A 14,818-nucleotide genomic window follows, 5' to 3' on the forward strand; every position below is an offset into this window, starting at 1 on the left:
TCCATGTTGACCAGTGAATGCATCTGCACCCATCTGCGTCGCGCCGCCCGTGGGGTGAGCCGGCATTACGACGAGGCCCTTGCCAGCTTTGGGGTCAATGTCGCCCAGTTTTCCCTGTTGCGTCATTTGCAGCGGCTCGATCGTCCCAGTATCACCACCCTGGCGGAGGCCATGGGCCTGGAGCGCAGTACCCTGGGCCGCAACCTACGGGTGCTGGAGGCTGAAGGGCTGGTGGCCTTGGCCGATGGTGACGACCAACGCAACCGCGTGGTGCTGCTGACCGAGGCCGGTACCCAGTTGCTGCACGCGGCCCATCCGGCCTGGGAACAGGCACAGGCAGAGTTGGTGGAGCGGCTGGGGGCAGGGCAGCGGGATGAACTGGTCCGTTTGCTGAACCAGCTGGCTTGAAATTGATACGACTATAAGCGGGTATATACCCGTAAAACCTTGCGATGTGCTGGAGATAACGACAATGACTTCGGTGTGGCGAACCAGCGGGTGGGTATTGGTGGGGGCAGCGCTGATCCTGGCGCTATCCCTGGGTGTGCGGCACGGCTTCGGCCTGTTCCTGGCGCCTATGAGCGCGGACTTCGGCTGGGGGCGTGAGGTGTTTGCCTTCGCCATTGCCTTGCAGAACCTGATCTGGGGGCTGGCGCAACCGTTCGCCGGCGCCCTGGCCGACCGCATGGGTGCGGCGCGGGTGGTGATCATTGGCGGTATTCTCTACGCTGCCGGGTTGGTGTTGATGGGCATGGCCGACTCGGCCTGGTCGTTGTCGCTGAGTGCCGGCTTGCTGATCGGTATCGGTCTGTCCGGCACCTCGTTCTCGGTCATCCTCGGCGTGGTCGGGCGTGCCGTGCCGGCGGAAAAGCGCAGCATGGCCATGGGCATTGCCAGCGCTGCCGGTTCTTTCGGCCAGTTCGCAATGTTGCCGGGCACTCTCGGCCTTATCCAGTGGCTGGGCTGGTCCGCAGCGTTGCTGGTACTGGGCCTGATGGTGGCGCTGATCGTGCCCTTCGTCGGCCTGCTGCGCGACCGGCCTCTGCCCACTCATGGAGCCGAACAGACCCTGAGCCAGGCTTTGCGCGAGGCTTGCTCGCACTCAGGCTTCTGGTTGCTGGCGCTGGGCTTTTTCGTTTGTGGTTTCCAGGTGGTGTTCATTGGCGTGCATCTGCCGGCCTACCTGGTCGACCAGCATCTGGCCGCGACTACCGGCACCACGGTGCTGGCGCTGGTAGGCCTTTTCAATATCGTCGGTACCTTCACTGCCGGCTGGCTGGGTGGGCGCATGTCCAAGCCGCGCCTGCTGACCGGGTTGTACCTGCTGCGTGCGGTAGTGATCGTGCTGTTCCTCTGGGCGCCGGTGACCGAATTCAGTGCTTATCTGTTCGGCATCGCGATGGGCCTGCTGTGGTTGTCCACGGTGCCGTTGACCAACGGTACCGTTGCCACCGTATTCGGCGTGCGCAACTTGTCCATGCTTGGCGGTATCGTCTTCCTGTTCCACCAGCTGGGTGCCTTCCTGGGCGGTTGGTTGGGCGGGGTGGTGTATGACCGCACCGGCAGCTACGACCTGGTCTGGCAGATTTCCATCCTGCTCAGCCTGCTGGCTGCCGCCCTCAATTGGCCCGTGCGCGAACGCCCGGTTGCCCGCCTGCAGGCCCAGGCCGCATGAACCGCTACCTGGCTCGAGGGCTACTGGCCCTCGCCGCCCTGTCGTTGCTGGCGCTGGTGTGGTGGGGCTGGCACAAGGGCGGGATGGCGTTGATGCAACTGGGCATGAGTGTTTGTTAGGCGCTACCCTGCAAGTTCGAGGATTGTCTTGCGGGAGAAAAGAGTCATGCGTGCACATTGGTTGACGGTGCCGGTGCTGGCCCTGCTTGCCAGCGCATCGAGCTGGGCTGCTGATTGCCCGGCGTTGTTGCAGGGCAGCCTGCCAGAGTTGCGGGGCAAGGGGCAGGTGGACCTGTGCGAGCGCTTTGCCGGCAAGCCCCTGGTGGTGGTGAATACGGCCAGTTACTGCGGTTTCGCGCCGCAGTTCGAGGGGCTTGAAGCGACCTACAAGGAATATCACGGGCAAGGCTTGGAAATGCTTGGCGTGCCGTCCAATGACTTCAAGCAGGAGGACGCCGACAGCGAGAAGACAGCCAAGGTATGTTATGCCAACTATGGCGTTACCTTTACCATGACCAAGACACAGTCGGTGCGGGGGGCGGATGCGATACCGCTGTTCGCGGAGCTGGCAAGCCAGAGCAGTGCGCCGAAGTGGAATTTCTACAAGTACGTGGTGGACCGAAAGGGCAAGGTGATTGATAACTTTTCCAGCCTGACCAAGCCGGATGATCCAGCATTCCGGGCAGCCATCGAAAAGGCCATTGCCTCCCAGCCATAACCTAGCAGCTCTTGCTCTTGCTCTTGCTCTTGCTTTGGCTTTTGCTTTTGCTTCTAAGTGCGCGATAGTGCAGGCGCTGCAGATTGCGACTTCAGGAGGCCGAGCGAAGGGACTGCGGAGGGAGGTGACGGGCATGGATGCCCGTCAAGCGCTGAGGCCCCATGGATGGGGCCTGCAGCGCGTACTCCCGGGAGCAGGCCCGTAGCGAGGGGACCCCGGAGCGCAGCGTAGGGGCCGGATGATGGGAGCCAGCGTTTTTTGGTTACTTTTTGTCGCGTTTGACAAAAAGTGACCCGCCGTAAGGGCGGAAAGGTGATTAAGCGCCACCTTCGAAAATGAATGTTGACCTTGTTGTTGATGCCCACGCTTGAAAGCGAAGAGCGAAGAGCGGAAAAGTACTGGTATTGATCTCGCGTATAGTCCATTTACGATGGCGACGCTTACTCACCTTTTCGCCCTTACGGCGAGTCACTTTTTGCCAAACGCGGCAAAAAGTAACCAAAAAACGCTGCGCTCCCATCATCCGGCCCCTGCGCTGCGCTCCGGGGTTCCCTCGCGCCGGTCTTGCTCCCGGGAGTACGCGCTGCAGGCCCCATCCATGGGGCCTCAGCGCTTGACGGGCATCCATGCCCGTCACCTCCCTCCGCAAGACCTCTGCTCGGCCTCCTGAAGTCGCGAAGATCAAGATCAAGATCAAGATCAAGATCAAGATCAAGATCAAGATCAAGATCAAGATCAAGATCAAGATCAAGATCAAGATCAAGATCAAGATCAAGATCAAGATCAAGATCAAGATCAAGATCAAGATCAAGATCAAGATCAAGATCAAGATCAAGATCAAGATCAAGATCAAGAGCAAGAGCAAGAGCAAGAGCAAGAGCAAGAGCAAGAGCAGGGGGCTTGCCTGGGCTTTGGGGTTACTTCACTTTGCATGCACAGTAATCGCCACCAACCGCACCACCACCGGCCTGACCATCAATACACAAACGAACGCCACAGGCATTGCCAATTGGTAAGCCTTCAGCACGTTGCCAAGGTACTCAGGGTTGACCCCCGCATTCGCTGCCGTGATCACGAAACACATCAATAGCGCCATGATCGACGACATGTAAAAGGCAAAAACGTAAGGCGTGGCGGCGGGATGCAATTTGCGTCGGCTGCGTGCCTGGGACAAGTTGCTCATGCGAACTCCTGAAAAGTAAGTAGAGACGCAGGTTAGCAACGCACCTGGCAACAGTTGTAGACCAGTCGTATTGAGTTCTTTATAAAGAGATTCTTACGAATCAAAGGGCTCAGCATGGACCTGCTCAACGCCATTCGCAGCTTCATCAAGGTTGTCGAGGCCGGCAGTATCGCCGCCGGTGCCCGCAACCTGGGCCTGAGCCCGGCTGCGGTCAGCCAGAACCTGGCACGCCTGGAAGGTCACTTACAGGTTCGCCTTCTCAGCCGCACCACCCGCAGCATGGCGCTGACACCCGCCGGTACCCAGTATTACGAACGCGTCAGGCACATCGAGCGCGATCTGGCCATGGCCGAACAGGCTGTCACCACCCCCGACAGTGAACCCCAAGGACGGCTCTGCATTGCTTCGACATCCGCCTTCGGTCGCCATGTCCTGGCACCATTGATACCTGCGTTCAGTGCCCGCTACCCACTGCTTTCGATAGAGTTGGTAACGACTGATCGCCGGGTCAACCACGCGCGGGAGGATGTGGATGTAAGCCTGCGCATTACCCCGCAGCTAGAAGACCACTTGCTGGCCAGGCATATCGCCCGCATCCCGTTCGTTTGCTGTGCCTCGCCCGGTTATCTGCAAAGCGCCGGAGTGCCGGCCACGCCCGAGGCGTTGCGTGAGCACCGCTGCCTGGTGTTCCGCTACCCGGTGGATGGACGCTTCCTGCGTTGGGGGTTCATGCGCGACGGGCTGCGGTTCGAGGCAGAGTTCGGTAGTGTCCTGATCAGCGACGACATCGATGCCCTGACCCAGATGGCGCTGCACGATGGCGGCATCACCCGCCTTGCCGAGTTCATCGTAAGGCCGCATCTGGATAACGGGGTGCTGGTGCCGTTGTTCGAATACAGCGATAGCGGCCAGGCCTATGCCCAGACCGAACCGATGGATATCTATCTGTGCCTGGCCGACCGCTTTGCCATGACCGCAAAAGTACAGGTGTTCATGGACTACCTGCGCGAATGCCTGGGCGATGACTGGCAGGTGAAGATGTAAAAAAACCGCCACGAGGGCGGTTTTCATGTCACGCGTATGAATCAGAAGCGGTAGGTAAGGGATGCACCAATACCGTGAGCGCTGTTCTCATACTTGGCCTGATAGGTGCCTTTCAGCGCCTGTTGTGTCGGCGAGCCGGACACATTGTTCACCTTGGTATCCTCTTCCCACAGATACGAGTAGGCAACATCGATGGTCATGTCGTCGTTCGGGCTCCAACCGGCACCAAAGCTGACAGCCTTGCGGTCGCCGGTAGGAATGCGTGGCGAGCGATCATGGTTGTTGGTGGGCGACTGGTCGACGGAGAAGCCTGCACGCAGGGTCCACTCCTTGTTCACCTTGTAGGCAGCACCAATGGCGTGTGCCCAGGTGTCATGCCAGTTTTGCTCTTCGGTGATGGTCTGCAGTGGGTAGCCCGCCGGTGCTTCGTTCTTGACAACGATGCTCTCCAGGCGGCTCCAGCGAGTCCAGGTGCTACCCGCATAGAGTGTCCACTGGTCATCCAGTTCATGGGTGATCGAGAAGTCCACCGATTCTGGCGTCTTTATTTTCAGGCTGGCGTCGAATTTGCCGTTCAGGCCGAGGGCTGCAATCGGGTACGACACTCGCGTGTCGCCTTCAAGCTTGTAGTCGACCATCGAGTGATAGGTCAGGCCCAGGCGGGTACGGTCTGTAGCTTGTACGAGGACGCCAATGTTGTAACCGATCGCGGTGTCGTCGCCCTTGATCTTGATTTCGCCATCCGGCCCGTTCGGGCCCAGCAGCGCCTTGCTGGACAGATTCGAGCCCAGTTCACCCTTGATACGGTTGATGGTCGGACCGAAACCGATCGACACCTTGTCGTTGAAGGCATAGCTGATGGTTGGCTGGAAGGTGACGACCTCGACCTTGCTCTTCTTGCCCCAGTAGCGTGCCGCGTCGTCGCTGCCGTAGTCCGTGATCAGGCCGTATGGCACGTAAACGCCGAAACCGACGCTCCAGTGATCATCGATCGGTTTGACGTAATAGCCCATGGGTACACCCACGACCGGGACCATGTCGCCATCGGTTTCCCCCCCGAAATTGCTACCACGACCCGAAATATCAGTTTTGGCAATGACAGCCGCGCCACCCACGGTGACCTGTTCGCGCTTGAGGCGAGACATGCCCGCAGGGTTGCCATACACCGTGCTGGCATCTTCGGCAGAAGACGAACGTCCCGCAAACCCGGTTCCCATGCCGCTGATGCTTTGTTCGTTCAGCGCGAAACCTGCGGCGAGCAGTTGGCTGGAAGCAAGTGCAACGGCTACGCCGAGGGAGGCTTTGAGCATTACTTTTTTCATTATTAGAAAACTCCTTGGGATCTCCGGGGCGAAAAGCTACCAACAAATCACGCGCCGCGCTATAGCCTCAATCGCAGGAGATAGAGCGGTTTTGTAGGACAATCCGACCAAAATTCCCTTTTTTCCGGGTGCGTTGTAGGACGCGTCTTAAGATGCCTGCGGCAATCTCTGATCTATGCAGGTATGCCAGGCGTGTGTGAAGTCGCGCAGGCGACCTTGGGGGTTGAAAATCTGTCGCCAGATTCGCGCAAGTGCGAGAAGGTCATCGGCGGCCGGCAGTGGCGTGGCCTGCTCTTCGATGAGCATCCAGGCAATCGCGGTTGAATAACGCAGGTTGACGGTGAGTTCCAGGTGCGGGCCGCCGAGGAAGGCGTGCTGGCTGGCCAGGCCGCGGACCAGGCTGGCCAGGTCGGGGTCACGGGCAAGATAGTCGTCCCAGATAGCCTGGTGACGGTGTTCGCCAATACGGTACAGACCGTGCCCACGACGGTCGTGCAAGGCCGACCCCAGGGCCGACTGGCTGGCGGCGATGCCAAGCAACAAGGCTTCGGCGCTAGCGCAGTGACGGTTCAGGTAGACCAGGGTGGGTCGGATCACATACTGACACAATTCATTCGCCGCGATACCCATGATGCCCTCGAGCAGTTAAGGGCCGGACGGGCGCTGGAGCTTGGCAGCTGGTGAGTGATCAGGCCCGCCGGAAGCGGCAAGCACCGCTCGAGTTGAAGTGTAGTGTGATAATCGTGGTGTAAAGGGCTGTTTTTAAATCGATTGCTGCCTGACGTACTTGGCTATATGCCTTAAGGCAATTACGCCACGAACGTTCAGGCAGGCTTGCGATGGGATGATTCAGCGCTTGAATACCGCAGCATTCGCCGCTCACGCGGTGAGCGACTGGCGGGTTCGAGCGATGACCGCCTGCAGCGGTTCACTGCGGCTGTACTGTTCAGGGTACAGGCGTTCGGTGTGGCAGGCGACGCCGTGTTCGTCTACCAGGGTGAAGCTGAAGCTGCCTTTGCGAGGGGCAACGATAAGGCACTTCAACGGCGAGAAGGCCTGGGAGAGGGTGCCAATGGCAGCCTGAATCTGATGATGAGTTTGCATATTGTTGGAGGTTCCTGCTTTAAACACGGGAGTTATGATCCGTGCATGATAGAAACGTTCCAGTGACGCCTTTATTAAGGGACGAACGAACCTGACTGGAACAGGGCAGCCAGAGGGAGCGCAATCAAAGGTGGGCGCGTGGGCTGACTGGTAGGTACTTCAGAGGACAGGCAGCACGCCGGGGCCAAGGTTCTAGGCCGTCGGGGTGGGATCCTGATCAATCTGTCACGTGATTCGTGCTTGAACAGCGCAGGGCTGGCGAGTGAATCATCGAATGGGCCGGTCCTGGTTTCAGCAGCGTCACCCTTGGGAGGAGTGTGTCTGCAAGGACGCTTAAGGCCAGAATTGACTTTCAGCTTGGTACTAACGATGCGCACCTTAGCGAAAATACAGGTGCTTGGCAAGGACTTTGTGTTAATATAGGTTAGCCGCGCAGTATGGCGCGTATTTTCCCTGATGGGAAGGGGCTGCAAAAGCCCCGTATCCGGCCTGATGTACCGATTTCGTGCATTCAATTGAAGGTTTTTGGTGCACTTGTTCACATTTGGAGCAGCGCTTGCAACTGCCTTGCAGCATGCGATGACAGCCTCGCCAATGCCTTGACTGGCCGGTTAAGTCAATGAAAAAAAACACTATTTTTAGCTGGTGAAAAAATCGTCAGTTTGAGCGAAAGCCCCAATTCATAGGGGTTTGCGGGGGATGCCAGGGGGTTGTCCACCGAGTTATCCACAGGAACTGTGGATTGTCCCTGGCGCTTGCTCTAGGACGGGCGTGCCAGCAATACAGTGAACTGTCCGACAATCTACATGCTTCAGGAGGCCAGTTGGTCATCCACTTGAAAACGTCAAGAAAAGATCATTGAAAATTTTTTCAATCCTGCAGAAATCGGAAGGCCATGTCGCAAAAAAAAGGGTAGAGTGGCGCGCCTTTCGAGTTGCCAATCCTGTTGCTCATGAAGTTTCGCGGTAAACACCTCGCCAGCCCTGCTGCATCGACGCCTGCGCCTCCCCCCAAACGTTTCTCCCTCAAAGTGGCCTTGTGGCTGCTCGACAACCCGCGCCTGGGTGACAAGCCGCAGGTCAAGCACTTGGCCGGGCGCCTGTTGAAACAGCCGGCGCGTCAGGGTGTGGTAGTGGCGCAAAGCCGCCTGGGACAGATGTTGTGCCGTGATTGCGGCAATGCCCGTGACCGGCGTATTGGCCATGAACTGCTGCGCCAGGCGGCCCGCGCCGGTGATCGGCGCGCGCAACTGGAGTATGCACGGCTGTGCCAGCACAACGAGCCGGAGCAGGCGCGGTACTGGCTGGAGCTGGCGGCAGGGCAAGGGTCGCAGGAAGCACGGCGGCTTTTGCGGCAGTGGTTCCATGCCTGAGGTGTATTGCCAGCACTGGCCTTTTCGCGGGTTTACCCGCGAAGAGGCCGGAACAGGCAACACACCGCTCAGGCTGATAAGCTGCGATGCATTCATCCAGGATCATTCGGGGTAAGCATGACAGTGGATCTGGCCAGCATTCTGCTGGGCTTGGTGGCAGGTGCATTACCTTGCCTGGGTTGGGTCATGCAGGTGCAGCGTCGCCAGGGCACGCGGCAAGGCGAACAGGCTTTGCTCGAAGAGCGCCTCAATGCTGCCCAGCTGGCCCTGGCCGGCTTGCAGGCGCAACTGGACGCCAGCCGCGATGAAATCAGCGATCTCAGCGAAGCCAACACCGTCAAGCAGACCCAGCTGGCCGCCCAGGGCCGTGAGCTGGAACTGCTGCAGATCGACCGTGACAATGCCCGTGATGCCGCTCACGCCTGGAACCTCGAACGTGCCAACCGCGAAGCCGAACTGCGTCGCCTGGAGGCCCAGACCGCACGCCTGGACGCCGAACTGCGCGAGCAGCAGGAAAGCCACCAGCAGCGCCTGGAAGACCTGCAGGAAGCCCGCGACACCCTGCGCGCCCAGTTCGCCGACATGGCTACCAAGATCTTCGACGAGCGCGAGCAGCGCTTCGCCCAGACCAGCCAGCAGCATCTCGGCCAGTTGCTCGACCCGCTCAAGGAGCGCATCCAGGCTTTCGAAAAACGCGTGGAAGAGAGCTACCAGCAGGAAGCCCGCGAGCGCTTCTCGCTGGGCAAGGAGCTGGAGCGCCTGCAGCAACTCAACCTGCGCCTGTCCGACGAAGCCACCAACCTGACCCAGGCGCTGAAGGGCCAGAAAACCCAGGGCAACTGGGGTGAGTTGATCCTCGAACGGGTGTTGGAGCATGCCGGCCTGGAAAAGGGCCGCGAATACCAGACCCAGGTCAGCTTGAAGAGCGCCGATGGCGAGCGCTTCCAGCCTGACGTTCTGATCATGCTGCCCGGCGACAAGCAGGTAGTGGTGGATGCCAAGGTCAGCCTCACCGCCTACCAGCAGTTCGTCGCCGGCAACGACGAGGCTGCGCTCAAGCAGCATGTGCAGTCGCTGCGCAGTCACGTCAAAGGCCTGTCGAGCAAGGACTACAACCGCCTCGAAGGCCTGCACAGCCTGGATTTCGTGCTGCTGTTCGTGCCGATCGAGGCCGCCTTCTCGGCAGCCCTGCAGGCCGAGCCGAACCTGTTCCAGGAAGCCTTCGACCGGCAGATCGTGATCGTCAGCCCGACCACCTTGCTGGCCACCTTGCGGGTGATCGACAGCCTGTGGAAGCAGGAACGCCAGGGCCAGAACGCCCGCGAGATCGCCGAACGCGCCGGCTGGCTGTACGACAAGTTCGTGCTGTTCATCCAGGACCTGGACGAGTTGGGCAGCCGCCTGCAGCAGGTGGACAAGGCCTATGCCGCGGCGCGCAACAAGCTGTGTGAAGGGCGCGGCAACCTGGTCAGCCGCAGCGAACAGCTGAAGCTGCTGGGCGCCCGCGCCAGCAAGAGCCTGCCGGCCGACCTGCTGGAGCGGGCGCTGTCCGATGAGGCGTTGCCGGACGAAGCGCTTACTGAACCAGGTTCAGATGGCGATTGAGCATGGCACGCAGGGCCGCCGGCTTGACCGGCTTGGCCAGGTAGTCCAGGCCAGAGGCATGCACCATGGCGATGGTTTCCTTGCTGCCGTCAGCGCTGATCACCACGCCCGGCACCGGCTCGCCAAGGCGCGCGCGTAGCCAGCCCATCAGCCCGGTACCAGTTTCGCCGTCGTCCAGGTGGTAGTCGACCAGCGCCAGGTGCGGGCGCATGCCCTTGGCCAGCAGAGCTTCGCATTCGGCGCGGTTGCGCGCGGTCCACACCTGGCAACCCCAGCGGCTGAGCAGGCTGTTCATGCCAATCAGGATGCTGTCTTCGTTGTCCACGCACAGTACCTGCAGCCCGGCCAGTGGCTGGCCGCCCTGTTCCACCGGGGCGGCGGGCGCCGGCGCGGCCTGGTGGGCAATTGGTACGCTGACGCGGAACACCGTGCCCTTGCCCGGCCACGAGCGCACTTCCAGCTTGTGCCCCAGCACCCGGCACAGGCCGTCGGCGATCGCCAGGCCCAGGCCCAGGCCCTTCTCGGCGCGGGTCTGGTGGCTGTCCAGGCGCTTGAACTCCTGGAAGATCACCTGCAGCTTGTCGTCGGCGATGCCGGGGCCGCGGTCCCACACTTCAAGCCACAACTGTTCACCCTGGCGCCGTGCGCCCAGCAGGATCGGGCTCTTGCCGTAGCGCAGGGCGTTGGTCAGGAAGTTCTGCAGCACCCGGCGCAGCAGCTTCATGTCACTGTCCACCCGCAGGCGGCTGCCGCGCAGGCGAAATTCCAGGCCCTTCTCGGCGGCCAGCACCTTGAATTCGGCACCCAGGGTGTCGAACAGCTCGTTGAGGGCAAAGGGTTTGGCATCCGGGGTAATCTTGCCGTTTTCAAGGCGTGAGATGTCCAGCAGGTCGCTGATCAGCTCTTCGGCCGAGCGCAGCGAACTGTCCATGTGCTGCACCAGCTGCCGGGCCTCTTCATTCATGCCCTCGGCCTGTTGCGACAAGGCGGCGGAGAACAGCCGGGCCGCGTTCAGCGGCTGCATCAGGTCATGGCTGACCGCAGCCAGGAAACGGGTCTTGGACTGGCTCACCGCTTCGGCACGGCTCTTGGCTTCGGACAACGCCTGGTTCAGTTGCGACAGCTCCTGGGTGCGTTCCGCCACCCGTTGCTCCAGGCGTTCGTTGGCATCGCGCAGGGCCTGCTCGGCCTCACGGAACGGGGTGATGTCGGTGAAGCTCATGACGAAACCGCCGCCCGGCATCGGGTTGCCGATCAGCTCGATCACCCGGCCATTGGGGAACAAGCGCTCGGAGGAGTGCGCACGGCCCTGACGCATCCAGTGCAGGCGACGCGCCACGTGCACCTGCGCCTCGCCCGGTCCGCACAGGCCACGCTCGGCGTTGTAGCGGATGATGTCGGCGATCGGCCGGCCCACGCTGATCAGCCCGTCGGGGTAGTTGAACAGTTCCAGGTAACGGCGGTTCCAGGCCACCAGGTGCAGGTTCTGGTCGACCACGCTGATGCCCTGGTTGATGTTCTCGATTGCCCCTTGCAGCAGGGCGCGGTTGAACTGCAGCACCTCGCTGGCTTCGTCGGCGATACGCACCACGTCTTCCAGCTGCATGTCGCGGCCTTCGATGGCGGCCTTGACCACGGCGCGGGTCGACGAGGTGCCGAGTACGCCGGCCAGCAGGCGTTCGGTATGTTCGATCCAGTCGCCGTCGGCGTTCTGGTTGGGGTTGAAGCCCTTGCCCTGGCGGTAGGCGAAGCGGATGAAGCTCTGCCGGGCGCGTTCTTCACCAACGAAGCGCGAGGCCAGGGTCAGCAGGTCGTCGATCTGCACCGCCAGCAGCGGCTTGCTGCTGGGCCTGGCGCTGGTCTGCTGGCCGATGAAGCGGCCGGCCTGCCAATGCTCGGAAACCCGCGTGCGCGAAAGCACCGAGACCCAGGCGAACAGAGTGAAGTTGCCCGCCAGCGACAGCACGACACCCTGGGTCAGTGGGCTGATCGGCAGGTCAAGCGGGTTGCCGTGCAGCCACGCCAACCCTGGGAACAGCTGCAGCGACCAGCCCACGCTATGCGCGGCAATCGGCAGCACCAGGGTGTAGAACCACAGGAAAATACCTGCGGCCAGGCCGGCGAACACACCGCGGCGGTTGGCCTGTTTCCAGTACAGCGCACCAAGCATGGCCGGTGTCAGTTGGGTCACGGCAGCGAAGGCGATCTGGCCGATGGTCGCCAGGCTGGCGGTGGAGCCCAGCAGGCGGTAGCTGACATACGCCAGCAGCAGGATCACCACGATGGTCACCCGGCGTACAGAGAGCATCCAGTGGCGGAATGCCTCGAACGGCCGCTCGGCGTTGGTACGGCGCAGCAGCCAGGGCAGCAGCATGTCGTTGGAGACCATGGTCGACAGCGCCACGGCCTCGACGATGACCATGCCCGTGGCCGCCGATGCACCACCGATGAATGCCAGCAGGGCCAGGCTCGGGTGTGCCTCGGCCAGAGGAAGGCTGATGACGAACGAATCGGAGATCACCGTGCCCGGCAGCAGCATCTGCCCGGCCAGGGCGATCGGCACCACAAACAATGCGGCGAGCGCCAGGTACATCGGGAATACCCAGCGCGCCAGGCGCATGTCCTGGGGTTCGATGTTCTCCACCACGGTGACGTGGAATTGCCGTGGCAGGCAGATGATCGCCATCATCGCCACGGCGGTCTGCACCACCATCGACGGCCAATTGATGGTCTCCTGCCAATAGTCCTGAAGGTGGATCGACTGGCGGGCCTGGCTGAACAGGTCGTCGAAGCCGTCATACAGGTTGAAGACGACAAAGATGCCCACGGCGAGGAAGGCCAGCAGCTTGATCAGTGATTCGAAGGCAATCGCCAGGACCATGCCACGGTGGTGTTCGGTCACGTCCAGGCTGCGGGTACCGAAGACGATGGCGAACAGTGCCAGCACCAGGGATACAACCAGTGCGGTGTCCTGTACGCGGGTGCCGGTGGCGTCGGCGTTGGCGCCGATCAGCAGGTTCACCCCCAGCACGATGCCCTTGAGTTGCAAGGCGATGTACGGCAGCACGCCGACCAGGCAGATGAGCGCCACAACCACCGCCAGGGACTGCGACTTGCCATAGCGCGCGGCGATGAAGTCGGCAATCGAGGTGATGTTCTGTTGCTTGCTGATCAGCACCATCTTCTGCAGCACCCAGGGCGCGAAGATCAGCAGCAGCACCGGGCCCAGGTAAATCGGCAGGAATGCCCAGAGCTGTTCGGCGGCCTGGCCGACCGCGCCGAAGAAGGTCCAGCTGGTGCAGTACACGGCCAGCGACAGGCTGTACACCCAGGCACGCAGCTTCGGCGGCAACGGCGTGCTGCGGCGGTCGCCGTAGAAGGCGATGGCGAACATGATGGCCATATAGGCCAGGGCGACCACGGCGATCAGCCCGCTGGACAACGACATGAAGACTCCGAAGCAAAAAGATAACGCGGTCCCGATCAATCAGTCTGGCACGCAGGTGCCGCTTCGTCAGCGCAGACGATGGTTGTAGGAGCGAGCTTGCTCGCGAAGAGGCCGATACAGCCAACATCAGTTACTGCGGGTACCCAGCCAATAAAACACCCCCGCCAGTATCACCGACAACACCAGCAGGTAGAAGATCGCCCCCGGCCACAGATGTACCAGGGCAAACCCCACCATCACCGGCCCCAGCGCCGCACCGAGGTTGGACAGGTTCTGCGCGCCGTAATACACCCCACGCAAGTGCTCCGGCGCGATCAGGTCGATGAACATGTACTCGGCCGGGATCACGATGATCTCGCCCAGGGTGAACACCAGCATCGCCAGGCACCACGCCAGCGCCGAACCGGCCAGGGCGAAGCCCAGCAGCCCGGCGATGAACAGGCCCATGCCGGCCAGCAGCCAGGGCATCAGGCGCTGGCGGCTGATGCGGCGGCCGATCAGGTACTGCAGGGCAATCACCGTCACCGCGTTGGTGGTCACCAGGTAACCGATCAGGCGCGCCGCCTCGGCCGGGCTGCTGGTTACCACCAGGTATTGCGACAGGTAGGCAGTGAACTGGCCGAATACTACCGCGCTCAGCACCCCGCCCAGGGTGAAGCATATCAGCCGTCGGTCACGGGCCAGACCCAGCGCCACCTGGCCAAAGCCGACCCCGGGTTTGTCCGGCACACTGGCCTGCAGGCCGCGGTCCCCCAGGCGCCAGTAGGTCAGGCACATACCCAGGCCGAGCAGGGCGGAGGCAATGAACGGCATATGGTCGTTCAGCTCCAGCATGGCCACGCCCAGCAGCGGGCCGGCGGCGTAGCCGACGTTGCTGAGGGTGTACTTGATGGCGAACACTTCGGCCCGTGCCTCCACCGGTAGCAATGCGCAGAAGCCCGCCTTGGCAGCGATGTCGACCACTGCCAGGGCCAGGTTGATCAGCACCAGGCAGATAAAGAACAGCAGCGCCGAGTTGCTGGCGACCGCGCCGACGAAAGCCAGGGCAAACAGCAGGGTGCTGGCGCTGACCAGGGTGTGGTTGCGCAAGGTATCCACAAGGTGGCCGCCATACAGGCTCAGCAGCGAGGCGATGATCAGCGCACCACCGATCAGCAGGCCGATCTGGCTGATCGGCAGCTGGAAGTTGTCAGCCAGGTACACCACCAGGTAGGGCAGGGTAAGGGCACGGGCGACGGTGAGGGTGAAGGTAGTGCCGAGCAGCAGGCGCACGGTGTGCGGGTAGCGTTTGATGGCGGCGAGCATTGCCACGTCCTTGTTGTGGAATAGCCGAATCGGAGCATATGAC

The 14,818-nt window shown here is 61.5% G+C and carries 14 protein-coding genes; 8 read left to right on the forward strand and 6 right to left on the reverse strand.

Going from position 1 to position 14,818, the window contains the following annotated elements; genetic code table 11:
- Positions 1 to 3 precede the first annotated feature (3 nt).
- The 5 genes from ACK56M_RS06825 (at position 4) to ACK56M_RS06845 (ending at position 3,408) form a co-directional block, all read left to right on the forward strand.
- A complete protein-coding gene (locus tag ACK56M_RS06825; RefSeq protein ID WP_013971386.1) occupies positions 4 to 408 on the forward strand; it encodes a MarR family winged helix-turn-helix transcriptional regulator in 405 nt (134 codons plus the stop codon).
- 64 nt (positions 409 to 472) lie between these two features.
- Positions 473 to 1,675: an MFS transporter gene (locus ACK56M_RS06830; protein WP_015269253.1), complete on the forward strand. Its 1,203-nt coding sequence runs from the start codon at positions 473 to 475 to the stop codon at positions 1,673 to 1,675.
- Complete coding sequence (locus ACK56M_RS06835) at positions 1,672 to 1,794, forward strand: hypothetical protein (protein ID WP_013971388.1); 123 nt, start codon at positions 1,672 to 1,674, stop codon at positions 1,792 to 1,794. The genes ACK56M_RS06830 and ACK56M_RS06835 overlap by 4 nt, the downstream gene beginning before the upstream one ends.
- Positions 1,795 to 1,840: 46 nt before the next feature.
- Positions 1,841 to 2,392 carry a glutathione peroxidase gene (locus ACK56M_RS06840; RefSeq protein WP_015269254.1) on the forward strand — a complete coding sequence of 184 codons (552 nt, stop codon included), beginning with the start codon at positions 1,841 to 1,843 and terminating at the stop codon, positions 2,390 to 2,392.
- 626 nt (positions 2,393 to 3,018) lie between these two features.
- Positions 3,019 to 3,408, forward strand: coding sequence for a hypothetical protein (locus ACK56M_RS06845; RefSeq protein ID WP_411959314.1), 390 nt, complete (start codon positions 3,019 to 3,021; stop codon positions 3,406 to 3,408).
- Here ACK56M_RS06845 and ACK56M_RS06850 read toward each other — a convergent pair.
- The gene (locus tag ACK56M_RS06850; protein WP_061303109.1) at positions 3,315 to 3,575 is read right to left on the reverse strand and encodes a DUF2798 domain-containing protein; all 261 of its coding nucleotides are present in this window, start codon (positions 3,573 to 3,575) and stop codon (positions 3,315 to 3,317) included. The two genes, ACK56M_RS06845 and ACK56M_RS06850, sit on opposite strands and share 94 nt — an antisense overlap.
- Positions 3,576 to 3,689: 114 nt before the next feature.
- On the opposite strand from ACK56M_RS06850, the gene ACK56M_RS06855 reads away from it, so the two are divergent.
- Complete coding sequence (locus ACK56M_RS06855) at positions 3,690 to 4,619, forward strand: LysR family transcriptional regulator (protein ID WP_191471921.1); 930 nt, start codon at positions 3,690 to 3,692, stop codon at positions 4,617 to 4,619.
- 41 nt (positions 4,620 to 4,660) lie between these two features.
- Here ACK56M_RS06855 and ACK56M_RS06860 read toward each other — a convergent pair whose 3' ends face one another.
- The 3 genes from ACK56M_RS06860 to ACK56M_RS06870 all read right to left on the reverse strand — a co-directional run bounded on the left by ACK56M_RS06860 (position 4,661) and on the right by ACK56M_RS06870 (position 7,045).
- A complete protein-coding gene (locus ACK56M_RS06860) occupies positions 4,661 to 5,941 on the reverse strand; it encodes an OmpP1/FadL family transporter (RefSeq protein WP_013971392.1) in 1,281 nt (426 codons plus the stop codon).
- Between the two features lie 147 nt (positions 5,942 to 6,088).
- A complete protein-coding gene (locus tag ACK56M_RS06865; protein WP_003257336.1) occupies positions 6,089 to 6,571 on the reverse strand; it encodes a hypothetical protein in 483 nt (160 codons plus the stop codon).
- A 249-nt stretch (positions 6,572 to 6,820) separates the two neighbouring features.
- Complete coding sequence (locus ACK56M_RS06870) at positions 6,821 to 7,045, reverse strand: hypothetical protein (RefSeq protein ID WP_003257337.1); 225 nt, start codon at positions 7,043 to 7,045, stop codon at positions 6,821 to 6,823.
- 952 nt (positions 7,046 to 7,997) lie between these two features.
- On the opposite strand from ACK56M_RS06870, the gene ACK56M_RS06875 reads away from it, so the two are divergent.
- The gene (locus tag ACK56M_RS06875; protein WP_024086418.1) at positions 7,998 to 8,417 is read left to right on the forward strand and encodes a tetratricopeptide repeat protein; all 420 of its coding nucleotides are present in this window, start codon (positions 7,998 to 8,000) and stop codon (positions 8,415 to 8,417) included.
- A 231-nt stretch (positions 8,418 to 8,648) separates the two neighbouring features.
- A complete protein-coding gene (gene rmuC / locus ACK56M_RS06880) occupies positions 8,649 to 10,022 on the forward strand; it encodes a DNA recombination protein RmuC (RefSeq protein WP_161551463.1) in 1,374 nt (457 codons plus the stop codon).
- Here rmuC and ACK56M_RS06885 read toward each other — a convergent pair.
- Together ACK56M_RS06885 and ACK56M_RS06890 are read right to left on the reverse strand one after the other, a co-directional pair.
- Positions 9,994 to 13,470 (reverse strand): hybrid sensor histidine kinase/response regulator, encoded by a 3,477-nt coding sequence (locus tag ACK56M_RS06885; protein ID WP_054572789.1) that lies wholly within the window; start codon positions 13,468 to 13,470, stop codon positions 9,994 to 9,996. The two genes, rmuC and ACK56M_RS06885, sit on opposite strands and share 29 nt — an antisense overlap.
- Before the next feature lie 126 nt (positions 13,471 to 13,596).
- Positions 13,597 to 14,775 (reverse strand): MFS transporter, encoded by a 1,179-nt coding sequence (locus ACK56M_RS06890; RefSeq protein ID WP_015269261.1) that lies wholly within the window; start codon positions 14,773 to 14,775, stop codon positions 13,597 to 13,599.
- Between the last annotated feature and the right edge of the window lie 43 nt (positions 14,776 to 14,818).

The organism is Pseudomonas sp. s4 (genome assembly GCF_046764235.1).
Taxonomy (GTDB): domain Bacteria; phylum Pseudomonadota; class Gammaproteobacteria; order Pseudomonadales; family Pseudomonadaceae; genus Aquipseudomonas; species Aquipseudomonas asiatica.